Annotated in this window: 25 protein-coding genes; 7 read left to right on the forward strand and 18 right to left on the reverse strand. The window is 66.5% G+C overall.

Annotated elements, in window-relative coordinates:
- The first annotated feature begins 201 nt into the window (after positions 1–201).
- Both MU553_RS05355 and MU553_RS05360 read left to right on the forward strand, forming a co-directional pair.
- Complete coding sequence (locus MU553_RS05355) at positions 202–1134, forward strand: DUF726 domain-containing protein (protein ID WP_247376512.1); 933 nt, start codon at positions 202–204, stop codon at positions 1132–1134.
- A gap of 279 nt (positions 1135–1413) precedes the next feature.
- Complete coding sequence (locus MU553_RS05360; RefSeq protein WP_247376514.1) at positions 1414–2244, forward strand: DUF726 domain-containing protein; 831 nt, start codon at positions 1414–1416, stop codon at positions 2242–2244.
- Between the two features lie 35 nt (positions 2245–2279).
- Here the strand turns inward: MU553_RS05360 and MU553_RS05365 are convergent, their stop codons facing one another.
- From MU553_RS05365 to hemB, 16 genes are all read right to left on the reverse strand, one after another.
- Positions 2280–2714, reverse strand: coding sequence for a hypothetical protein (locus MU553_RS05365; RefSeq protein WP_247376516.1), 435 nt, complete (start codon positions 2712–2714; stop codon positions 2280–2282).
- Between the two features lie 54 nt (positions 2715–2768).
- A complete protein-coding gene (locus tag MU553_RS05370; protein WP_247376517.1) occupies positions 2769–3617 on the reverse strand; it encodes a ribose-phosphate diphosphokinase in 849 nt (282 codons plus the stop codon).
- Positions 3618–3702: 85 nt separating this feature from the next.
- Positions 3703–4503, reverse strand: coding sequence for an HVO_0234 family beta-propeller protein (locus MU553_RS05375; protein ID WP_247376519.1), 801 nt, complete (start codon positions 4501–4503; stop codon positions 3703–3705).
- 41 nt (positions 4504–4544) lie between these two features.
- Positions 4545–5249, reverse strand: a complete 705-nt coding sequence (locus tag MU553_RS05380; RefSeq protein WP_247376520.1) for a hypothetical protein — start codon at positions 5247–5249, stop codon at positions 4545–4547.
- A gap of 21 nt (positions 5250–5270) precedes the next feature.
- Positions 5271–6128 (reverse strand): ABC transporter permease, encoded by an 858-nt coding sequence (locus MU553_RS05385; protein ID WP_247376522.1) that lies wholly within the window; start codon positions 6126–6128, stop codon positions 5271–5273.
- Positions 6125–7075, reverse strand: coding sequence for an ABC transporter ATP-binding protein (locus tag MU553_RS05390; RefSeq protein WP_247376524.1), 951 nt, complete (start codon positions 7073–7075; stop codon positions 6125–6127). Before MU553_RS05390 ends, MU553_RS05385 begins: the two co-directional genes overlap by 4 nt.
- Before the next feature lie 154 nt (positions 7076–7229).
- Complete coding sequence (gene hemL, locus MU553_RS05395; RefSeq protein ID WP_247376525.1) at positions 7230–8570, reverse strand: glutamate-1-semialdehyde 2,1-aminomutase; 1341 nt, start codon at positions 8568–8570, stop codon at positions 7230–7232.
- Positions 8571–8623: 53 nt separating this feature from the next.
- Positions 8624–8749 (reverse strand): hypothetical protein, encoded by a 126-nt coding sequence (locus MU553_RS23535; RefSeq protein ID WP_282594193.1) that lies wholly within the window; start codon positions 8747–8749, stop codon positions 8624–8626.
- A gap of 255 nt (positions 8750–9004) precedes the next feature.
- Entirely contained in the window at positions 9005–9472 is a 468-nt protein-coding gene (lrp, locus tag MU553_RS05400; RefSeq protein ID WP_247376527.1) for an HTH-type transcriptional regulator Lrp, read from the reverse strand.
- A 10-nt stretch (positions 9473–9482) separates the two neighbouring features.
- Positions 9483–9836 carry a nitrogen regulatory protein GlnK1 gene (glnK1, locus tag MU553_RS05405; protein WP_282594194.1) on the reverse strand — a complete coding sequence of 118 codons (354 nt, stop codon included), beginning with the start codon at positions 9834–9836 and terminating at the stop codon, positions 9483–9485.
- Entirely contained in the window at positions 9833–11242 is a 1410-nt protein-coding gene (locus MU553_RS05410) for an ammonium transporter (RefSeq protein WP_247376529.1), read from the reverse strand. The genes glnK1 and MU553_RS05410 overlap by 4 nt, the downstream gene beginning before the upstream one ends.
- Positions 11243–11719: 477 nt before the next feature.
- Positions 11720–12217, reverse strand: a complete 498-nt coding sequence (locus MU553_RS05415) for a DUF7519 family protein (protein WP_247376530.1) — start codon at positions 12215–12217, stop codon at positions 11720–11722.
- Positions 12214–13497: a DUF58 domain-containing protein gene (locus tag MU553_RS05420; protein WP_247376532.1), complete on the reverse strand. Its 1284-nt coding sequence runs from the start codon at positions 13495–13497 to the stop codon at positions 12214–12216. Before MU553_RS05420 ends, MU553_RS05415 begins: the two co-directional genes overlap by 4 nt.
- Entirely contained in the window at positions 13494–14039 is a 546-nt protein-coding gene (locus MU553_RS05425; protein ID WP_247376534.1) for a DUF7269 family protein, read from the reverse strand. Before MU553_RS05425 ends, MU553_RS05420 begins: the two co-directional genes overlap by 4 nt.
- A complete protein-coding gene (locus MU553_RS23735) occupies positions 14040–14702 on the reverse strand; it encodes a DUF4129 domain-containing protein (protein WP_247376536.1) in 663 nt (220 codons plus the stop codon).
- A 78-nt stretch (positions 14703–14780) separates the two neighbouring features.
- Positions 14781–15761 carry a porphobilinogen synthase gene (gene hemB / locus MU553_RS05435; RefSeq protein WP_247376537.1) on the reverse strand — a complete coding sequence of 327 codons (981 nt, stop codon included), beginning with the start codon at positions 15759–15761 and terminating at the stop codon, positions 14781–14783.
- Between the two features lie 97 nt (positions 15762–15858).
- Between hemB and MU553_RS05440 the strand changes: the two genes are divergently transcribed.
- The 4 genes from MU553_RS05440 to MU553_RS05455 all read left to right on the forward strand — a co-directional run bounded on the left by MU553_RS05440 (position 15859) and on the right by MU553_RS05455 (position 18022).
- Positions 15859–16491 carry a DedA family protein gene (locus MU553_RS05440; RefSeq protein ID WP_247376539.1) on the forward strand — a complete coding sequence of 211 codons (633 nt, stop codon included), beginning with the start codon at positions 15859–15861 and terminating at the stop codon, positions 16489–16491.
- A 69-nt stretch (positions 16492–16560) separates the two neighbouring features.
- Positions 16561–17226 carry a helix-turn-helix domain-containing protein gene (locus tag MU553_RS05445; RefSeq protein ID WP_247376540.1) on the forward strand — a complete coding sequence of 222 codons (666 nt, stop codon included), beginning with the start codon at positions 16561–16563 and terminating at the stop codon, positions 17224–17226.
- A 124-nt stretch (positions 17227–17350) separates the two neighbouring features.
- Complete coding sequence (locus MU553_RS05450; protein ID WP_247376541.1) at positions 17351–17734, forward strand: DUF7344 domain-containing protein; 384 nt, start codon at positions 17351–17353, stop codon at positions 17732–17734.
- Between the two features lie 3 nt (positions 17735–17737).
- On the forward strand, positions 17738–18022 hold the full coding sequence (locus MU553_RS05455) for a HalOD1 output domain-containing protein (protein ID WP_247376542.1): 285 nt from the start codon (positions 17738–17740) through the stop codon (positions 18020–18022).
- Between the two features lie 177 nt (positions 18023–18199).
- Here MU553_RS05455 and MU553_RS05460 read toward each other — a convergent pair whose 3' ends face one another.
- On the reverse strand, positions 18200–19717 hold the full coding sequence (locus MU553_RS05460) for a hypothetical protein (protein ID WP_247376543.1): 1518 nt from the start codon (positions 19715–19717) through the stop codon (positions 18200–18202).
- Positions 19718–19831: 114 nt separating this feature from the next.
- On the reverse strand, positions 19832–22030 hold the full coding sequence (locus MU553_RS05465) for a heterodisulfide reductase-related iron-sulfur binding cluster (protein ID WP_247376544.1): 2199 nt from the start codon (positions 22028–22030) through the stop codon (positions 19832–19834).
- A 163-nt stretch (positions 22031–22193) separates the two neighbouring features.
- Here MU553_RS05465 and MU553_RS05470 point away from each other — a divergent pair, with 163 nt between their 5' ends.
- Positions 22194–22796 (forward strand): conditioned medium-induced protein 4, encoded by a 603-nt coding sequence (locus tag MU553_RS05470; RefSeq protein ID WP_247376545.1) that lies wholly within the window; start codon positions 22194–22196, stop codon positions 22794–22796.
- Positions 22797–22906 lie beyond the last annotated feature (110 nt).

The following is a 22906-nucleotide window of genomic DNA, read 5'->3' on the forward strand; positions in this document are numbered from 1 at the left end:
AGGTTGCGTGGCTCCGCTCCGCGTTCAGTGAACGGGGTTTGACTAGTTGCTGAATCGTCACTCTCGCGTCCTGTACTCATTTAAGTCACCTCATATTCGGGCCTATTTATAAACACGCCGCTAGTTTCAACCTATAGTATAAAAATTAAAAATATATAGCTAGCGAAAAATTACAATAGCTACCCTGTTGCTTGCAAGGACGTGAATCGCTCACACGAATCACGGGCTGGGAGCACAGACAACGATCAGAGCGCGACCGGTCGTCGCGGCTTCCTCAGGGGTGCCGCCACGGTGGGGACTACACTCGTCGGGTTCGGTGCCGCGACGGGTACTGCCGCGGCCGGCGGGAGCGACGGTGACTACGAGGCGCCACACGACTATCCGCTCATCAGTACGCGGGACCATTATGCGATCAACTGGTACGGCGACCCGTATCTGACGGACGGACACACCGCGACCGACTACGATACCGTCGGCGACTGGGACAAGTACGACGACGCCACCGAGATCTGCGTGTTCGTCCACGGCTGGAACGCCGACGACGGCAACGACGACGACATCGACTCGGCGTACACGTGCGAACTCGCCCTCGACCAGAACGGATACGACGCTTTCAACGTCGGATTCTCGTGGGATTCGGACAAGGGCGGCGGCATCGACCAGGGCTGGTACGAGGCCAAGGAGATCGCCCGGAACAACGGGCCGAAACTGGCGAACTGGATCACCGACACCGACCGTCCGGTCAGGCTCATCGGCCACTCGCTGGGGGCTCGCGTCGTCGGCAGCGCGCTGGAGACGTTAAACGAGTGGGGACGTCACGACGCCGTGCGGTCCGCCACCCTGCTCGGCGGTGCGATCGACGACGAAGACGTCGAACTGGACGACGAATACGGCACGGACATCAGGGACGTGGCCGGGCAGTTCGACAACTACTACAAAACCGACGACGACGTCCTCGCCTGGGCCTACTCGCTCGGTGAGTTCAACAGCGCCGTCGGCCGATACGGCATCCAGGACGAGGCGGACGCACCGGCCAACTACGAGGACCACGACGTGACGGACGTGGTCCCCGACCACGGCTCCTACTACGAACCGGGTGACGGCTGCATCCCGCAGGTGGTCTCGGAGTTCTAACAGCGGCCGCGCGGTTTGCAGCCGCTGGCCTTCGGCCAGGAGGACTCGCGTCCTCCGCGGTCCCGGCTGCTGCCATGACTCGAGATGATCCAACGCCCAGAAAACATAACATACTTTTATTATATATAGCTAGCGAAAAATTACATTTGGTTGCTTGTTACACGGTATCCTGTGACGCGAGACAGTCACACATCGGTTGGGGGAATTGGACGGGAAACTGCGGATTCGCTCAGCAGACGGCGGTTCTTGCGGGGGGCGTCGGTCGCCGTGGTGGGCACGATGGGGGTCGTGTCCGCCAGCGGCACTGCGGCTGCGGGTTCGTCGACCGCGAACGCGGACGCACCGAGCGACTATCCGCGGGTGACCACGCGAGACCACTTCGACGACGACGCGAATCTCGCCGACGGGGAGACGGCGTTCTCCTATCAGAAAGCCGGTGACTTCGCCGGAATCGGCGACGAGCCGCTGACGTTGTTCGTTCACGGCTGGATGAACAGCGAGGACGACGCGCTCGACGGCGCCTACGAGTGTCAGCTGGCGCTCGAAGCGAACGGCTACGGGGGCGACACCGCGGCGTTCTCCTGGGACTCCGACCAGGGCGACAGCCTCGATCTCGGCTGGGCCGACGCGAAGGACATCGCCGAGAAGAACGGGCCGAAACTGGCCAACTTCGTCACGGACTGGAACGCGAACGTCGGGACCGACGTCCGGCTGGTCGCACACTCGCTCGGGGCGCGCGTGACGATCTTCGCGATGGAGTCACTGGAGACCGACTTTGGTGCCGCCGACGCCGTCACCTCGGCGACGCTGCTGGGAGGTGCCGTCGCCGAGGACGCCGTGTCGCTCGACGCCGGCTGGTTCGACAGCGAGTACGGCGACCACATCGAGTACGCCGCCGAGCAGTTCGACAACTTCCACGACGACGGCGACCCGATTCTGGAGTACGTCTACGAGACGCGCGAGTGGGAGGACGCCGTCGGCGAGAAGGGCTGTGACGGACCGGAGCCGGACAACTACACCGACTTCGACGTGACGGACCAGGTCGACGCCCACGGCGACTACTACAAGCGTGACGTCGGCGTCGCCGATCAGATCGTCGCCCAGTGGTGACCACGCCACTGCGACGCCGCGGTCGCGAACGATCGCTAGCTGCGGAAGCTGACGGGCAAGGGCGACACGCCCCCCGCCCGGTAGACCACGTAGTACGCGATCGGATAGGACGAGAGAACGATCGTCGCTCGGGCGAGAGCGGTCAGGTCATCGCCGTTGGCTGCTGCAACCACCAGTAGCCCGAGCAGGGTGACGACGATCTGGACCAGCGCCGCGACGATGACGAAATCGGCCAGGCGGCTGATCGAACCGCCCTGGCGGACGAACGTCCGGGCCGTCGGTGCGGCCAGCAGCATCGACCCGACGACGATGACCGCAAGTGACGGCAGCGTCACCGACAGCAACACCCGCGCACACACGACCGACGGCTGGCCGTACACCAACAGGAACGCGGCGAACGCGAGCAGCAACTCACGACGCGGTGACTCCGGAATCGTCCGGCCCGCGATTCCCGCGGGATCCATGTCCATGGGAACGACTAACGCGCCCGATCGTCTTATAACGATGCTGCGCTCTCGCGGTGGTCAGAGCGCGTCGGCGACGACGGGGGCGACGCTCACCGCGCTGACGGGTCGTTCGATGGTGTCGGTGCCGTAGATGGTCTCGACGCCGGCCCGGGCGAGTTTCGTGTGCGCGTTGGCCGCCAGCATGGGGTGAACGCAGGTGACGAACACGCGGGCAGCACCGCGCTCGTCGAGGACGGCGACGGACTCGCTCATCGTCGAGCCGGTGGCGATGATGTCGTCGGTCAGAACGACGTCCCGGCCCGCCACGTCCGTGTCGCTGGGTTCGATCTCGACCTCGCTGCCCGACAGCCGCGTCTTCTCGAAGTAGTCCGTCTCGCCGCTTCCGTAGGCGTCCCGGACGGTGGCAGCGATGTCGATCGCGCCCTCGTCGGGCGAGCAGAAGACGGGATCGGTCAGGTCCGCAGGGAGCGGATCGGCCAGTCGCCCGGCGGCGTCGACGGTCTCGGCCGGGACGGTGAAGTGCTCGGTCACGTCCGGCTCGTGGGGGTTCACGGTGAGGACCCGATCCGTGCCGGTGCTGATGGCGCGGGCCATCGCACGGACCGACACCGGTTCACCTGGCTCGAAGGCGGCGTCCTGGCGGGCGTAGCCCATGTACGGCAGGACGGTGACGACCTCCTCGGCGCCGGCCTCGCGGACGGCGTCCTGAAGCTGGAGCAGCTCGACGTGTGCGTCGCTGGAGTCGGTCGACGCGACGACGACGGCCCGGTCGGCCGAGAAGTCCGGTACTTTCCCCATCAGTTCGCCGTCGGGGAACCGCTCGAACTCGACGTGCGCAAGCGGCTCGCCGGTCGCCTCGGCGAGCGCCGCCGCCAGCGACTGTGACGTGGACCCACTGACAATCATATCTGAGCCGTCTACACCCGGGGTAAAACCACTTTTTCTTCGCTCCGCGGTACGTAGCTCCCGCGAGACACCGCGCGCTGGCCCCTCAGGGCGCGACGGCCAGCCCTGCGACGTCGCGCAGTCCCAGCGCCCGATCGCGCCAGCCGTCGCCCACGTCCACCAGCACCGTTCCGTTCTCGGTGAGCGCGTAAGTGCCGGGTCCGTGCGCCAGTGCGACGACTGGCCCGTCTCGCGGAACCTCCCGCTCGGTCCACTCGCCGTCGACCTGTTCGTAGAGTGCGTCCACGGTCGCGGCGTGTGCCTGCGACTCGTCGCGGTCGACGGTCGTGAAGTCGCCGTCCCGCGCCTTCGCCCAGCCGGGACCCAGATAGTACAGGCCGTCGCCGGTCGCGGCTACCGGCGTCCCGCTCGTCGTCACGTCGCGCACGTCGTCTAGGCCGACGTGACTGAGTCCGTCGTCGTCGAGCCGGAACGCGCCGTCGCTGGCCGCGACCAGGTCGCCGTCGATCGCGCGGACCTCGCCGACCGTCCCCAGCTCCGTCCACTCGCCGTCGTCGTAGCGGGCGACGCGGCCGTCGTCGTCGCCGGCCAGGAGTGCGCCGTCGGTCAGTGCGACGGCACTCGCCGGGCCGAAGCCGGTCTCCCGGAACGTCTGGTCCGTCCGGTCCGCGACGAGTACGTCCTCGTCGGTGGCGACGACCAGGCGGTCGGCGTCGGTGGCGACGTCGGTGGCCGTACAGCGCCGGACCAGCGAGAACTCGCCGACGATGTCGTCCGACACCGAGACGACCGCCAGCCCGAGGCCGGTCGCGACGTACAGCTCTGTCACGCCCGATTTCGCGGCGTAGACGCGCTTCTCGTCGATGCTGATGTCCTCGTCGCTCATACTCGAAGCCCGGGCGGCCGCCGAGGAAAGGGTACCGACTCCTACGGTCGCGAGGTGAGATAGCCGCCGACGCCGATCGCGAGGACGCCCACGACGACCGAGAGGAGTCGCACGAGGTTCGACGAGGCGGTCAGCGGCGGCGGGCCGGTCCGCGTCTCCATCAGGTCGTAGCGCTCGATCTCTCGTCGCTGTTCCGCCAGTTGTTCCTGCCGTTCCTCGCTGGAGGGCGTCGGTTCGGTGGCCGGCGTCGCGGTCTCGTTACCGGCCGTGGCGGTGCCGTCTGCGGGCGTCGCTTCGGCCTGTTTGCGTTCGGCGCGCTCCTGGGCGCGTTCTGCCCGCTCACGGGCTTCCTCGGCGTGGTAGCTGGGTTCGTCGGCCGGCGGCAGGTCGGCGTCCGGCGGTCGTTCGATGGCGATCGTGCCGGGCCGTCGTTCGCTGGGGCCAGCGTCATCGTCCGAGTCCTGGTTCGTCACGTAATGGAAATCGTCGGGTGCACCCTGACCGAGCGGGACGGCGTACTGGCCGTGGTTTCTGAGTGCCCTGACGTACAGTTCCTGACCGCGCTCCGAGAGGTTCTCGTAGGCGACGACTCTGACGCCGTGTTCTTCGAGCTCCGTGCCGTTTGCGGTCGTTCCGGCGCCCGTGTTGTGGAAGTGCATGGCCTGGACCGGGGCCAGCGCGGGAGCGATGAGCAGGACGATACCGATGGCGACCAGCACGCGGGAAACCGAGATGTGTTGGATCATGGTTGGAGTGGAGTGGGCGGGTTATTCGAGATCGGTACGGTCGAATCGCAGGTAGCCGACGACGAGCGGGACCACCAGCCAGGCGGCGAAGACCAGCAGCGCGAACTCGTCGGAGAGGTACACCGGGAGATCGGTGGCTGTGTCCTCGCTGGCCCGCATGAACACCTGGCGCTGGAACGCCTCGGGAAACACGAGGTTCTGCGCCTTCCGGAAGGCGATGTACGGACTGGTGTAGGTGACGGCGTTGTAGAGGTCGGGGTTCGTCTCCATCCCAAGCATCGTGTGGTGGACCCACTGGACCAGCGTGCCGATCCGGATCGTCGGTACCACGTACAGTACGACCAGCACGAAGTACGAGCCGACGGCCGCGCCGATGGCTCGACTCCGCGACCCGATCGCCGCCGAGAGCGCGACGGCGACGCAGACGAACACCGCGCCGTACAGCAGCGACACGGCGAACAAGCCGAGCACGGTCCCGATCGGGAGCGTCCCGTGTCTGGTGACCGCGACGGACGTGGCCGCCACGAACACCAGCACCAGGCCGCTGCTGACGAGGGCGAGTCGACTGAGCAACTTCCCGAGGAAGACGTCGCGGCGCGTGTTCGGGAACCCCAGCAGGAACTTGATCCCGCCGCTCTCGCGCTGACCGGCGATCGACATGTAGCTGGCGACCAGGGCGATGATCGGCAACAGAATCCCCAGGACCATCCCGAGCGTCCTGAACAGGTTCTGGACCTGTTCTGCAGGCGGGAGCCGGTACCCCTGCGTGCCGAAGGCGATCAACGCGGCGAGCAGCGTGAACAGCGTCGCGGCCGTCCAGAGCGCCCGCGACCGACGAGCGCTCTTGAAGTCCTGTTTGGCGACGGTGAGGACGCTCATCGCGCCACCTCCGTCGCCGCCTCCTCGTTGCCTGCCGTCGAGCCGTCACGACCGCCGCCAGTGAGGTCGTTGAACAGCGATTCCAGGGAAACCGACTCAGAGAGGACGTCGCGCACCTGCGTCCGGGCTGCGACGTGCGTGACGACGTCGGCTTTCACGCTCGGGTCGGTGCAGGTGACCGTCAGCGTCCGGTCCTCGACGGTGACGTCGGTGACGCCGTCGAGGTCGGCGACGCCCAGCTCGGTCGGCGGCGTCGCACAGTCGAGCGTGATGGTCGCGGGGCCGCCGGCGTTCTCCCGGAGGCCCTCGATGGTGTCGACCGCTTCGAGCCTGCCGCCTTTCATCACGGCGACGCGGTCGCACACCGCTTCGACTTCGGCGAGGTGATGACTGGAGAAGAAGACGGTCGTGCCGTCGCTGGCCTGCTCGCGAATGATCTCGCGCATGTTCTGGATGCCGTTCGGGTCCAGCCCGGTCGAGGGTTCGTCGAGGATCAGCAGGTCGGGGTCGTCGACGAGCGCCATCGCGAACGCCAGGCGCTGTTGCATCCCTTTCGAGTAGTCGGCGGCCATCCGGTCGGCGTCGCCGGCCAACCCGACCAGTTCGAGCAACTCGTCGGGATCGTCGTCGGCGTTTTTCGACTCGATGGCCCAGTCGAGGTACTCCCGGCCGAGCAGCGGGTCCTCGAACCCGAAGCCTTCGGGCAGGACGCCGACGCGCCGGCGCACTGCGGCGGGATTCTCCTGGGCGTCGACGCCGAGCACCTCGATGTGCCCGCTCGTCGGCCGGATGAAATCCAGGAGCATGTTGATCGTCGTCGACTTCCCGGCGCCGTTCGGGCCGAGGAAGCCGAAAATCTCGCCTTCCTGCACCGAGAGGTCCAGATCCTCGACGGCGTGGAAGTCGCCGAACGTCTTCGTGAGGCCGGTGATGTCGATCGTCGCCACGGTCAGACCACCTCCGCTCTGCGAGTAGACTGGCAGTGGCTCAAGAGCGATGCTCGTCGGGGAGGGGCGGTGGACAGGGGACCGTCCATACCCAACCCCTCATACTCCGTACCGATTAGTTTTCTGATTAGTACTCGGGCGGGGAAGGAAGGCGCTACAGCGCGTTTTTGTACGCTTCGAGCGTCTCCTCGACGTCGTCTTCGGTGTGTGCGTACGTGACGAACTGGGACTCGTACTGGTTCTGTGAGAGGAACACGCCCTCCTCCTTCATCTTCGGCCAGAAGACCCGCCGCCAGCGGTCTGTCTCTCCCGCGGCCACGTCGCTCGCGTTCTTGGGACACAGTTCGTAGCGCGGACAGTCTTCGCGTTGCTCGCAGCCGCCCTCGCAGTGGTCATCGAAGGTGTCCGGACTCTCCCGCGTGAACACGAGCTTGAACATCCCCTCGGTGCCGGTGACGGTGTACTCGGGGGCCTGGTCCTGGACGATCTCCTGCAGGCCGGTCCGGAGCTGCTCGCCCAGGCCGTTGATGTGGTCGTACACGTCGTGTTCGGCGGCGTAGCGCAGGGATTCGAGCCCGGCGGCCATCGTCACGGGGTGGCCGGAGAAGGTGCCGGCCTGGAACACGTCGCCGGAGGGCGTGAACTGCTCCATGAGCCTGGCGGGCCCGCCGATCGCTCCCACGGGGAAGCCGCCGCCGATGAGCTTGCCGAACGTGGTCAGGTCCGGTTCGATGCCGAACTTGCCCTGGGCGCACTGGAGGCCGCCGACGCGGAAGCCGGTGATGACCTCGTCGAAGATCAACAGCGAGCCGTGGTCATCGGTGAGGTCGCGCAGCGTCTCGTGGTAGCCGTCGACGGGCCGGACGATGCCGTAGTTGGCGAGGATCGGCTCGACGAGGACGGCGGCGATCTCGTCGCCGTAGTCCTCGAACACCCTGTGCGCGGCCTCTTTGTCGTTGAACGGGATGGCGAGCGTCTCGTCGGCAAAGGACTGGGGAATGCCCGGACTCGACGGACTGGTGTCGTCGTACTCGCCGTCGACGAGGGTGGTCTCCTGGGCACCGTGGTAACCGCCCTGCATGACGACGATCTTGTCGCGACCCGTGTGCGCACGGGCCAGCCGGCAGGCCGAAACGGTCGCCTCGGTGCCGGAGTTGACGAACCGGACCATCTCGACGCTGGGGACGTGTCGGGCGACGAACTCGGCGTGTTCGACCTCGATCTCGGTGGGCATCCCGAACATCGGCCCGTCGGTGGCGCGGGACTGGATGGCCGCTTCGACGGGCTGTGGCAGGTCGTGGCCGTACAGCAGCGGGCCGAGGCCCATCACCCAGTCGACGTAGCGGTTGCCGTCGGCGTCGATGACGTGCCCGCCGTCACCGCGCTGGACGAACTGGGGATACGGTTCGATCGCGGCGCGGACCGCGGAGTTGACGCCACCGGGCATGACCGAGAGCGCTCGGTCGTACAGATCTCGCGACTGCTCGTGGTTCATACGCCGGCGTTGGAACCCCCTGCTAAAAGAACTGCCTCACTTCGCCCCCGCAGCTATTGCTCGCGCGCGATCGACGACAGGTAGTGGTCGGGGGCCAACAACTGCATTCCGTACACGTACTGCTGGTTGAACCGCCGCTCGATCTCCAGTTCGGTGACGTCGGGCACTTCGATCGGCATGACTGTACCGTCGTGAACGCACTCGTCGCTTATTTGTATGCGGCGTATTCTCGGAAACAACGTCGTCCAGTGCCAGAAACGGTCGACTTTTCAGTGGCGTGGCGCTCGGCCGTGTCGGCCAGCGAGCGCGGCTGTTCCCCGGTAGTGAGGTCCTACTCTCGTTCGACGAGTAGCCGGCGTCCGGTCGCTTCTACAAACTGGGACGACGGCCGAAAAACGCGGGCCGCTGGGGTCGCTGAACCGACCTCGCGGGCGTCAGGCTTCGCCGTTTTCGAGGTCGAGGGGGAACTGCTCGTACTCCCGGACGGTTTCCAGGACGACGTTGGTGTTCGTCGCCGTGATCTTGGGGTTCGTGAGCAGGTCTTTGATCTCGGTGTTCAGTTCGTCGGTGCTATCGAACTTCCCGATGGCGATGACGTCGTGGCTCCCGGTCACTTCGTAGACGCCGACCATCTGGTCGTGGTCGCGGAGGCGGTCGACGACGGGTGCGAGGCCGCTCCCCTTGACGCCGAGTCGGAACACGGCCGTCACGTCGTATCCGAGCGCGTCGTAGTCGACGGCCGGATGGTACGAGTCGACGATGCCGCGGTCTTCGAGCGCCGAGAGGCGTTTGGTGACTGTCGTCGCCGCGACGCCGGCTTCGGCGGCGATGTCGCGGGAACTGGCGCGGCCGTCTTTCAGTAGCGCATTCACGATACGCCGATCGGTGTCGTCGACGGTCATCGGCGGCTGGTCAGACCGCCTCGGGGCCGGTCTTGCCGGTCCGGATCTGGATGGCGTCGTCGACGTCGAGGACGAAGATCTTGCCGTCACCGGCGTCGCCCGTGTGGGCGGCCTCCTGGATCGCGTCGATCACGTCGTCGGCGGGGACGTCCGCGACGACGCACTCGACTTTGACCTTCTCGTGGAGGTCCACGACGTACTCCTCCCCGCGCCACTGCCCTTTCTTGACCGGCTGGCTGCCGCGACCGCGGACGTTGTTCACCGTCAGCGAGGGCGCGCCGACTTCCGCGAGCGCCTTCTTGACGGCGGTTAGCTTGCCCGGCCGGATGTACGCGACGACCATCTTGATCTCGTCGTCGCTCATTTCTCTTCACCTCCCAGCACGCGACCGCCGTCGGAACGGAGTTCCGACGAGGGTTGCCCTTCCGGCACGAAACCGCCGTCCGTGCTGACGCTGCTGTCGGGCACCGTCATCTCGTCGCCGTCGCTGAACTCGGGGTAGGTCTCGACGCCGTGCTCGGAGATGTCGAGGCCTTCGCGCTCGTGTTCGGGCGTGACCCGCATCTGGCCGAGGGCCTTCAGGACGCCGAACACCGTGGCCGTCGCGACGACCGTCCAGCCCGTGATGAGGGCGACGCCGGCGACCTGTGCGACGATCGCGCTCGTGCTGATCGCTCCGACCGAGAGGAACGGGTACGCGAGTGCACCGAGCATCCCGGCGCTGCCGTGGACGGGGAAGACGGCACACACGTCGTCGATCTTCAGGCGCTTCTCGACGAAGCCGAACACGATCGGGAGCTGGCCACCGGCCAGCAGGCCGACGACCATCGCGCCCCACCACGTCGCCGTGTCGGGGAACGCCGTGATGCCGACCAGGCCCGCGAGCAGGCCGTTTGCGACGTACAGCGTGTCGACTTTCCCGGTCTGGAGCAGCGACATCGCGCTCGCCCCGATGGCGCCCATCGCCATCGCGAGGGTCGTCGCCATGGCGACGCGGCCGACGTAGCTAAAGGCGCCGAGTTCGACGACGCCGGCGTCCGTGATCGTCAGCACCGAGGCCGCCGTCCCGACGTTGAACCCGTACCAGCCGAACGCCAGCACGAGGGTGCCCAGCACCGCGAAGGTGATCGAGTGGCCCGGGATGACGTTCGCCGAGCCGTCGGCGTTGTAGCGCTCCAGGCGGGGACCGAGCATCCACGCGGCCGTGAGGCCGGCGACGCCGCCCATGCCGTGGACGATCATGCCGCCCGCGAAGTCGTGGAAGCCGACGCCGGCGACGCTCGCCAGGAACCCACCGGCCCACGTCAGGCCGGTCACGACCGGGTAGATCACTGCCGCCAGCAGGATGGTGTAGGTCATGTACGCGCGGAGTTTCGCGCGGCCGGCGACCGCACCGGAGACGATGGTCGCCGCGGTCATCGCGAACACCGCACCGAACAGCCAGGACACCCAGCCGGCAGAGCCGGCCGTCAGCGCCCCGACGAGGCTGTACTCGCCGCCACCGCCGGTTATCGACCCGACCATACTGGAGACGCCGGCGCCGATGAGGAAGAACATCGTCACGCCGACGCTCCAGGTCAGCAGGTTCTTGGTCAACTGGTTCGCGACGTTCTTCGAGCGCACCTGCCCGGCTTCGAGCATCGCGAACCCGGCGTGCATGAAGAAGATCAGGAACGTCACGACCAGGACCCACAGCAGGTTGATCCCTTCGACCATCGCCTGAATCTCGGCGTCACTCAGCTGCAGGGGGACGAGGAACTCACCTACCATCCTGGGTCACCCCGTTCAGTTTTCGCGAACTCACCTGGGTGTTTGTACGTAATACAACCGAATTCTGAACCATTCGTTTGGTAGCTCACGGGAATAGGTCATGGAATACCACTACATAAGTGTTTGCTTGACATCCGTCATATTTTCAAGGATGGGGTAGACGATCGTCCAGATTACAATAGACTATTATCGATATAAGGTTGTATTCCGTCCAGTCTCTGGGCGTTCGTCAGGCCGTGTTTCGGACGTTTGTCTACCGGGGTCCGGCGTAATTTCCGAGAATCCTCTACTGCGCGCGGAAGCGTGCGTGTCTGGGCACTTATGGGCTGATCTAGATAGAATTCCGCTTCTAAATGCCGGAAACTGGTTGAACATCGGAAAAATATAGGGTGCTTTTTGACGCCTTGCCGGTTCGAGCGGAGGCCAGTTTGACAGTGTCGCATGGCGTCGCGAGATTCCCTGGGGGTCGATAACCGCTCAGGCACCGTCGGTTCGGGTCGAGCCGAGCAACTGGGCAGTCAACACTACGGCACCGCCGAGGACGAGCGTCGTCCCGAGTGGCGAAGGATCGACGGTGATTGCCCTGGGGACCAGCGCGATCCCGACGACACCGGTTCCGACGAGGGTCGTCCCGGCGACGTGGACCAGTTCGAGTCGGCGTGTGCGCGTCCCGCCGTCGAACGCCGACTGAAGTTCGGTCGCCGTCTGGCCCGCCGTCCAGGCCACGAGCACGGCCCCGCTCGCACCGACGAGCGACGGCCCACTGACCCCGCTGACGCCGGCTGCGACGACGGCGAGGAACAGACCGACGGCCCCGAGCGTGACGACCGATCGCGACCCCGCGTAGCAGCCGGCGGCCAGCCCACACAGCCCGGCGACCCCGAGGAGCGTCGCGAGTCCGCCTACTGCGACGAGAACGAAGCCGACCGCCCCGCTGCCGACCGCACACGCGCCGGCCACGCGGCCGGGTGTCACACCGACCACCTCGCGGTCGCGAGGGTCCGCCGGAGGTCCTCGCTCGGGTCCCAGTCGACGACCGGAATCCCGGCCGCACGGAGGCGCCGGAGACGCACTCGTCGCTCCAGTCGGGCGAGTTGCTGCCCCGCAGACTCGGTCGCCGTCGGGTCCGGGCTCAGGACTGTCACGGTCGTTCCGGTCGCGTCGAGTCGCCGTATCAGGTCCACGACGCCGTCGTCACAGGCCGGCATCAGCAGGACGACTGTCGCATGGGGCGGCAGGCGGTCGCGGAGCCATGCCCCGGGCTCGGGCTCACCGCCGTCGGCCGACAGCGCGGGCGGACGTGCCGATAACAGCTCTCTGGCACGGTGTTCGTGCGCCGCGCCCCGACCGGGCGCCAGCCACGCCCGTTCGGGGCCGAGCGTCGCGATTCCGACCCGATGCCCCTCGCCGAGTAAGCCGCCGAACAGGGGCGCGGCCGCCGCCTGCGCTCGCTCGATGGCTGTCTTTTCGTTCGGTGTGGGTGCCAGAGCGGCCGCCGACCGCGTGTCGACGACCAGAACCACTTCCAGAGACCGCTCTTCGTGGAACTCGATCGTCGCCAGTTCGCCGGTCCTGGCCCGTCGCCGCCAGTCGATGCGGCTGACCGAATCCCCCCGGTTGTACTCTCGAACTGACCGGAAGGTCAGCCCCGGCCCGGCCCTGTCGGTGGTGTGCTGGCCCGCGTACCGCGCTGCAGTGGTAGGGAGCGACGGCACGTTTCCCTCCGAGACCGACGGGTGGCGACCTACGGCGTCGTCGCCGGTCACCGCGACCTGGACGCGACGTTCGACGACGCCGGTCACGTCGCGGCCGATCGCCGTCGCTGGTCGGAACTCCTGGCGACCGTGACCCGCCTCCACCTCGTAGCGCAGCGTCGTCGCCGCCCCGGGTCTGAGCGCCGTCCCGACGCTTGCCGCCCCGTCGACGACGCGCAGCGTGGGCGGAACGCCGTCGACGAACCGAAGCTCTGGAACCGTGCGCTCGCCGACGTTCTGGATCGTGAGCGTGACGGTCACGTCGTCGCCCTGCTCCGGGTCATCCTCGCTGACCGTCCGCGAGACCGACAGCGAGATGGGTGGCGGCGAGACGACCCGGACGTATGCCAGCAGGCTGACGCCGGCCGCGCTGACGAACAGCAGCGCCGGCGTCCGCGTCATCAGCGCGAACGCACTCGCCAGCAACGTCGCGGCGCCGATTCCACGCCAGCGGTCGGTTCGCTGGACGCCGGTCGCCGATGTCTCCACCGCCGCGTTCATCCGCTCTCGTCCTCCCGAATGACCGCCAGTTCGTCGACGACGCGTCGCGCTCGCCGAGCGGCGGTCGGCTCACCGGTCAGCACTGTCCGGACTCGATCCCTGAGCGAGGCCGGGTCGCGCCTGAAGAAGGCGGTCGCCTGCGGATCGTCGGTCCACTCCCCTTCTTTCAGCCGGGCACGGGCCGTGTCCCGTGACCAGTCCCGTCGCTCGACCAGTACTCCCAGTGCCACGGCTTCGAGTCGAGCGTGCAGGGCATCTCGGTCGGCCCCGTCGCCAGCAGAGAGGTTTGCAAGTTGGTGATCGAACCCGTCGCCTGGCGTCCGGACCCCCGGGCGCCCGTCCGGCGTCGGCAGTCGTCCCGACGCCGTGCTGGTGACGGACCGCTCCAGTCCGGTCAGGACGCCTGCACCGAGCGCGACCACAGCGACTGCGGCGAGGACGAACAGCGTCCACCCCGATCCCGCGACCGAGAGCGGCGTCACCGTGAGCAGGAGTCCCGCACCGATCATCGAGATCCCGACTGCCAGCAGCACGCGCCCCATTCACCTCTCACCTCCGTCGTCGAGTCGCTCGGCGGCGTCTCGTGCCTGCTGTTCCCGCGTCTCGGTCGGGGCCGCGTCGCCGTAGCGAACCTGATCGAACAGCTCGGTGAGACGCTCGACCGCCGCGGCGTCGAGGCCGGCGTCGACCGCCCGTCTGGCGTACTCTCGCGTCGTCGTCGTCTCGGGGTCTGCCACGTCCACGCGCTCGACCAGCTGCTGCCAGGCGCGATACACGTCGTTGGTCACCGCCGCGTCCGGCACCTCCCAGTCGGTCGCACCTGCTCGGTCCGGCCCGAGGGCCAGTTCGGCCTCCGACTCCGCGCGTTCGGCCTCGTCGACCACTGTCCCGTCCTGTCGGAGAGCCACGATGCCCATCCCGATGACGATGAGGCCCGCGAGGCCGAGCAGGAGCGTCCCGTCGAGGCCGGGAAGGAACCCTTCGACGAGCGACCGCACGTCGAGGGTTCCACAGTCCGCACAGCCGCCGCCACCGCTGTCTTTCGTCTGGACGGCACCCGCAGTGTCGTTTTTTCGCTCCGTCTCTCCGCCGGGCGAATCGACCGACAGCGAGGGCGAGACGTCGGCAAGGGCGGCCGCTCCGACCCCGAAAGCGACCGCTGCAGAGAGGGCGGCCAGGGCGGCAACCAGTGCAGTTCGGTCCACGCCCGTCGTTACCACGGGCAATCATTTCAATCGACGGCGACGGTTTCTGGCTCAGAAACCGAACGAAACCGCTGTCAGTTACAGCCTGTCCGCCACGTCTTCGGCGAAGTAGGTGAGAATCAGATCCGCCCCGGCGCGCTTGATCGACAGCAGCGACTCGTAGGCGGCTGCCTCAAGATCGAGCCAGCCCTTCTCGGCGGCGGCGTGGAGCATCGCGTACTCGCCGCTGACGTTGTAGGCCGCGACGGGGTGGTCGTACTCCTCGCGGATCGCGCTGACGACGTCGAGGTACGGGAGCGCTGGTTTCACCATCAGCACGTCGGCACCCTGCTCGACGTCGAGCGCCACCTCACGCATCGCCTCGCGCGCGTTGGCGGGGTCCATCTGGTAGTGGCGTCGGTCGCCGAACGCCGGCGCGCCGTCGGCGGCGTCCCGGAACGGCCCGTAGAAGGCGCTCTCGTACTTCGCGGCGTAGCTCATGATGGGCACGTCCGTGAACCCGTCCGCATCGAGTGCCTCGCGGATGGCGCCGACCATCCCGTCCATCATCCCGCTGGGTGCGACCATCTCCGCGCCGGCTTCGGCGTGAGAGGTGGCGATTTTCCCCAGCAGGTCGAGGGTCTCGTCGTTCCTGACGGTGAGCTCGGGCTCCTCGGCTGCCGTGTCTTCGAGCAGGCCGCAGTGGCCGTGGTCGGTGTACTCGCAGAGACAGACGTCGGTGATGACGTACGCGTCGGTCTCGGCGGTGATCGCGCGGACAGCGCGCTGGACGACGCCGTCGTCGGCCCAGGCGCGGGTGCCCTGGTCGTCCTTCGCGTCGGGGATGCCGAAGACGACGACCGCCTCGACGCCGGTCTCGCGAATCTCTTCGACGCGGGTGACGGCCTCGTCGACGGGGACGCGCTCGTGGCCGGGCATCGACTCGATGGGCCGGCGCTCGTCGGTGGTCGCGTCGACGAACACCGGCGCGATGAGGTCGCTGGCCGAGAGGTCGACCTCGCTGACGAGCGACCGGATGCCGTCGCGACGGAGCCGTCGCGGGCGGTGCGTGAGGTCCATACCCGGTGGTATCGCCGGTGTGCGCAAAAACCCACTGTTCACCATCGTTCCACCTGTCTCACAAGACCTTTATTCGTCGTCGGCGACGCACTAAGTAATGTCGTCGGAGGTCACCGCCAACAGTCCCGTCCGTCAGTTCCTGTCGGACTACGGCCCCTTCATCCTCGCCGGCATCGCGCTGGTGCTGGCGATCGCCGGCATCACGCTGGCGATGGTCGGCGACGCGGCGGCGACCCAGCAGTGGCTCGACCAGTACGGCCTCGCTGCGCTGTTTTTCATCCTCATCCTCGAGGGCGCGATGTTGCTGTACTTCGCGCCGAGCGAGAGCCTCATTCCGATCACCGTGTTGTTCGTGATGGACTCCGTGCCCGGGTACGCCGCAGCGATCCTCGTGTCGGTCGTCGGCGCGACCATCGGCCAGTTCTGTCTGTTCCAGCTCGCGAAGCGCGGCGGCCGAGAGTACCTCCTCCAGAAGCCGTGGTTCCGCGTCAGCGAGACCGCCCTCGATCGCTTCGACAGCTGGTTCGATCGCTGGGGACGCGTCGTCGTTCCGGTCAGCAACGCCCTCCTCTTTACGCGGGGCATGCTGACGGTCCCGGCCGGTCTCGCGGAGATGCGCGACTGGGAGTTCCTGGCGCTCTCGGCACTAGGCTCGCTCGTCTTCCAGACGTGGCTCGCGATCTTCGCGCTGTACTTCGTCGAGTATCTCCCCGATTCGGTCCCGGTCTGAGGGGACTCGGAAACAAAGTCGCTTCCAGGCCGCTACGAACGGTTTTGGATCGGCCGTCGTACAAGCCGTATGAGCGTTATCGCGGAGTTTACCATCGAGGCTGAAGAGTTCCTCCTGGGACAGCTCGTCGCAGCCCATCCGTCGGTCACCGTCGAGCTCGAACGCGTGGTGCCCGCGGCCAGACGCGTGATGCCGTACGTCTGGGGGTACGGCGAGGAGCTCGACGCCTTCGAGAACCACCTCTCGGCCGACGAGGCCGTCAGGCGCTTCGAGACCCTCGACCGACTCGACGGGAGTGCCCTGTACAAGATCGAGTGGGAGGAACCGACCGAGGAACTCGTCACCGGCATCGCCGAGACCGACGCGACGATTCTGGAAGCACACGGGGCAGACGAGTGGCGCTTCCGGATCCGCTTCCCGAGTCACGAGGGCCTGTCCGAGTTCCATACCTTCTGCCGAACCCACGGCATTCAGTATCTGCTTACCCGGGTGTATGCACTTCCTGACCCGGTCTCGGACCGCCCCTACGGACTGACCGACGCCCAGTACGACACGCTCACGCAAGCCGTCGAACGCGGCTATTTCGCCGTCCCTCGGCGAGTGACGTTCGCCGAACTCGCGTCCGAACTCGACATCTCCGAACAGGCGGTCTCCGAGCGGGTCCGGCGCGGTGCCAACGCGGTTCTCACTCGGGTCCTGCTCGACGAACCGCCCCGACGAGCGGAACGTGACTGAACCCGTCCCTGTCTACGATGCAATTATCACCGGAACGGTCGGCTGTCAGGTCGCGTTTGGGGATAATTAAACGCCATGACTGCTCATGCAGTCGAGTGATGCTCCGGGCGCCGGTATGTGAGGCATGGATTCAGCATCCGATGCCCGTCGTCTCGACGAGCGAGCAGTAACGGACGCGCTCTTCGACTCGCTCGCCAACGGCACCCGCCGCCGCGTCCTCCGATACCTCGACGCCGTCGGCGGGACGACGCCCCTTCCGCAACTCGTCAGCGCCCTCGCTAGCGAGGAGTCGTCCCGGTCGCTCGACGCTGAGCCACGGCCCCGGGACGACCGGATTCGCCTCTCGCTCCGCCACGTCCACCTCCCGAAACTCCAGGCTGCCGGCCTGATCGAGTGGGAGGACGACTGTGTCGCGCTCTCCGCAACGGCGACGGCGTTGCCGCTCTCGCGCCCGCTCCCCCGCGGCTTGCTCTACGAGTCGTTCACCGACGGCCGAACGCGGGTGTGACGGATGGCGACGCTCGCGTTCGACCCCGCCGCCCGCGATATGCCCAGCGTTGCCGTCGTCCAGGCGGTCGCGGCCGAAATCGACGCGAAAATCGACGATTTGGAGTGTACGCTCGAGGACGTGATCGACCCGAAGGCACTGAACGGGCTGTTCGCTCCGACGGCCGCCGGGATACCACGCACGCCGGGCGACGCCACCGTCGAGTTTCTGTTCTGTGACTGTACCGTGACGATCTACAGTGAGGGCTCGGTCGTCGTCACCAGGCGACCGGCTGCGACCGATCGGTAGGAAGCGTCAGGCGACCGTCTCCGCCCGAGGCCGTGCGACGGGCGCTATTTACCGCTCGTTTTCAGTTCGTTCTGGCGCTGGCGGATGATCTGGGCGATCTCCTCGTAGTTGCTGATGCCGCCGAAGGTCATTCCGTTGACTGCGAGCACGCTGAGCCCTGGGATACTGCCGGTCCGCTCAGAGGTAGCCAAACAGCGGCATCGCCAGCCCGGCGAGCCAGCCGGCGACTCCGACGAGGAGGAGGCCGCCGCCCCGCTCGTCGATGCGGGTCGCACCGGCGGCGATCAGTCCGAGCGCCACCGCCAGTCCGATCCGGTGGAGCGCGAGCTGGACCGGGATCGACGTGATCCCGAGGCCGCCGAAGTCGAGGACGAACGCGCCGCCGAGGCCGACCACGGTAAAGCCCAGCGCCGGCAGTGCGCCGATCGGCGGCCCGAGCCAGCGGGCGATCCGCTGGAGCCGCGTGAACCGACTGGTCGCCCCGAACGGCTGGGCGAACACGAACGCGACGATGGGTAACCCGACGGCGATCGCCGGGTAGAGTACGACGATGTACGTCCGCGGGTCCAGTTCGGGGTTCACCGACTCCAGCAAGATGGCCGCGCTTCTGACGCCCAGGTACTGGCCCGCGAGCACCGTCGCGAGGACGATCCCGCGCACGTTCTCGCGCAGCCACCCGAGGACGAGGCGACCGTCCCGCCGTAGCTCCCGTCGCGTCTCCGTCGAGACGAACCCGAACAGGAGCACTACGGCCAGGCCTGGGCCGAGGACGATCTCCGAGAGCCACCCGTCGTTCCAGCCGCCGTTGACGCCGTAATACTCTCGGCGGACGTCCGTCACGTAGGGCTGTTCGAGGAAGTCCGATTCGAGCGCGTGCCGCGAGTCGCGGATGTCCGTCACAGTGTGGCGCAGGCGGAACCAGTCCCAGTACTCCTGGTGGATCTGGATCGCCGTCCAGTCGGTCGCCGGCACCGTGTACGCGCGGATGTGGTGCCGACTCCCGAAGTAGTCGCCCGCGTGGATCTGGTAGGACTCGTCGAGCCAGCCCGCCTGGCCGCCCTGCGGTCGGGCGTCGACGTACGAGTAGCGGGTCGACCCGTGGGCGTCGTTCCAGGTGATCGCCGCGTCGTCGATCCGGATCGACTGGACCTCGGTGGTGTTCCCTCCGCTGGTACCGTTGGTCGCGTTCGACTCGGCGCCCGCCCCCGTCTGGGTAGCCGGCGTACTCACCGTCCCCCGCGCACTCCCGTTGGCGTCGGTCTGCTCACCGGTGCCCGTAACCGTCCGGGCCGGTGTCGTCGGGTTCCCTTCCGCCTCCGCTGGCTGGGCGGTTGAACTGTTCGTCTCGTTGCCCGCCGGCACCGTCTCGTTCCGTGGCCGCTGCGTGCTGTTGTTCGTCGGAACGGTGAGTTCCCAGTCGAGCGTGGTTTGCTCGGTGAGGACCGTCTTCACCCGCTCGTCGTCGCCGTGAATGACGAGGTTGATCGCGAGCGTCCGTCCGGACGTCGCCTTCCGACGGGACGTGTACGGCCAGAGGTAGCTGCCGTTCGCCACGGGCTGGACGAGTTTGGCGTCGCTCATGTCGCGCTCCGTCGGTGTTGGATTCGCGGTCGGGAGACCGAGGCCACCGGCGGCGACGTAGCTGATGCTGAACGCGACGAACCCAATCACGATGAGCTGGCGACGACTGACCACTGTGTTCCTCGCTGTTCGTCTCAGGACGTAAATTGGTTTGCCGCGGTCGGTCCAATCGCAGTCCGCGAATTCGTAGCGTCGAAAAGGGAAGGAGAACGCGTCCGTCCGAACCGATCAGTCGTCTGCGGGTGCCGCGTCGGTGCTGGCGCTCGAGCCCGCGGTCACGCCCTTGGACTCGACTGCTTCGACCAGCAGTTCGGCGACGTCGACGATCTCGATGTCGTCCTCGAAGCCGCCGGTCTTGCGACCGTCCTCGTACATCGTCATGCACATCGGGCAGGCGACGACGAACTTCTCGACGGCGTTGCCGGCGTCGGTGTCTTCGAGTGCTTCGCGGAGGCGGTCCTCGCTGGGCTTCTGTTCCTCATCGAGTTCCATCCAGAGCCCACCGCCGCCACCGCCACAACAGAACGAGTCGTCGCGGTTGCGCGGCATCTCGTGGAGGTCACACCCGGTCGCCCGGACGAGTTCGCGCGGCGCTTCGTACTCGTCGTTGTACCGACCGAGGTGACACGGGTCGTGGTAGGTGACCGTGTAGTCCAGTTCCGTCCCGTTGAGACCGAGTTTGCCGTCGGTGACCATCTCCTCGACGGCCTGGGTCCAGTGGTAGACGTCGACGTCGCCGTCGTCGTTCCAGAAGCCCTCGTACTCGAAGGGCATCATCGGGTCGTCGGCGAACTCGTCGAAGTCGACCTCGGGGTACTCGTTTTTGAACGTGTTGTAGGAGTGTGGGTCCGTACAGACGATCTTCTCGAACTCGCAGTCCTCCCAGGTCTCGACGTGGTGGCCCGCGAGTTCGACGTAGAGGAACTCCTCGCCGAGACGACGGATGTCGTTGCCGTCGTACTTCTCGTCGTCGAAGAGGATGCCGAAGGAGACGTCGGCCTCCTTGAACAGCTTCGCGAGCGAGCGGGCGACCTGCTTGTTGCGGTCGTCGTAGCTCGGGTAGTCGCCGACGTACCAGAGGTACTCGACTTCCTCCTCGCGGGCGTCCGTGATGTCGAACTCGAGGTCGTCGGCCCAGTCGCCGCGATTGCGCTGGGAGTCGCCGAACGTGTTGCCCTTCTGCATGAGGTTCTGGAAGACGTCCTGGACGCTGGGCTGGAGTTCGCCCTCGTCGGTGAGCTGGCGGTTCAGCCGGGTGAACGTCTTCAGGTGCTCGATCTCGACCGGGCAGGCGTCCATGCAGGCCATGCAGGCCATGCAGGACTCCATCGTCTCTGCCTGGATCACCGCGTCGTCGCTGTCGGCGACGATGTCTTTCTCGTCGCCGCCGTTCTCGACGTGCTCGCGGTAGTTCTTCAGGTCGAGGATGACGTCACGCGGTGAGAGATTGCGCCCGGAGTTGTTAGCCGGACACACCGACGTACACCGGCCGCACTTGGTACAGGCGTCCTGGTCGAGCTTCTCCTTCCAGGAGAAGTCGTCGATGGAGTTCGCGCCCGTGTCGGCGTCCAGGTCCGCGGGGATGCCTGGCAGGCGCTTGCCGGCTTTCTCGTCGCGCGTGACGACGTTCGCGAACGAGGAGATCATGTGGAACGGCTTGGCGTACGGGATCGACGCGATGAAGACGAACGCGATCAGTGCGTGGGACCACCAGGAGATGGGATAGACGAACAGCGCCGCTTCCTGGTCGACGCCGACTGCGGTGAGGACGTCGGCGACGAACCAGCCGACGAAGCTCACGGTCTCGAAGCTCGGGAAGTCCATCGCGACGATGCGGATGCCTTCCTGAACGAAGCCGCCGACGCCAAGCAGGAACAGCGACCAGATGAACAGGTCGTCTTCGAGACTGCTGTTCGGCCCCCAGAGGCGCTCTTTCCGGATGGCGTAGCGCCGGTACAGCGCGATGCCGATCCCGACCACAAAGAGGAGACCCATGAAGTCCATCACGAGCGAGTACGACAGGTAGAAGTCGCCCTTGAAGATGGAGTAGCTCTGCCCGGTCAGGAGCTTCCCACCCTTCTCCAGGATGTCCATGTCGATGGCGAGGATGGTCGTCCCGATCAGCAGGGTCAGGAAGCCCCACATGATAAAGGAGTGCATCAGGCCGCCGACCAGGTCGCGGTCGAACTGTTTCTCGTTCGTCGCGACGATCTTCGCGGCGCTGACGACCCGCTCACCGAGGTTGTCCAGACGCTCGAACCAGTCTTCGCTGCCGTCCGTATAGCGGTTGAACCGTCGATAAACGCCCCACAGGAACACTGCGACTGTGACTGCTGCGAGGTAATAGAAAACTACCTCTCCGACGTGGCCGATCCGCCACATCGTCGGACGCGTGATCGGTTCCCCCGCCTGCAACGGGAATACCATATTTTATCACCGTGGTTCCTTCGCGCTTAAGTCTTGCCAACCAGTAGATGAACATCGTTGAGAAACGGCAAACGAGTTGTTCCTCTGGCCGATACCGGTCGGCTCTGAATTGACACGTTCCCCAATAGGTTTATGGTGTCACACCCACCCTTACACGGTCACCATGGACGAAAAAACCGAGGAGCTTCGGGACCTCTTCATGGACGTCACGGACGAGGCCACCGTGACCGAATCTCAGTCCGACGAGCGGGGGTCACTCGCCGAAACCGACGAGGGTGCGATCGACGACCGCCTCAGCGCCGTCGTCGAGCGGATGCGCGACCGCTACGAGTTCGACACCGAACTCCCGACCGAGGCGCTCACGCAGGTGGTGCGGGGCTTTTACGATGGGGACGACGACGCGACCATCGCCAGCACCATCGACGCCGATCCGAACACGGTGTTTCGCGCCCGCATGGACCTCCACCTGCTGGACGACGCCGACACGGACTTCCCGTTCGAGTTCGCTGCCCTTCGGGAACACCGCGACGGCGACCCCGACGTTCCCGACCTCGCCGAGTCACTCGACACCGACCCCGCAACCGTCGCCCGCGCGTTGCGCGTCGTGACCACCCAGGAGCAGATCCGCCGCGTCAGCCACCGCTTCCAGAGCGAGTTCGAGGACGCTATTCCAGACGCCGCCCTCTCCGTCCACCTCACCGAATCAGCGAAGGAGGACGGTCTCGACGAGGCCGCCGAGGACATCGAGACGAACACGCAATTCTAAGACCACTTTTTTACAGCACGGGGGTTTCCTCGACCCCTTCGGGGTCTGCGGGAACCCTCGTCTGCAAAAACCTGGACTAAAAACGACCCGGGGGGGGGGGGGGGGGGGCC

The sequence above is a fragment of the Halorientalis brevis genome (genome assembly GCF_023077655.1).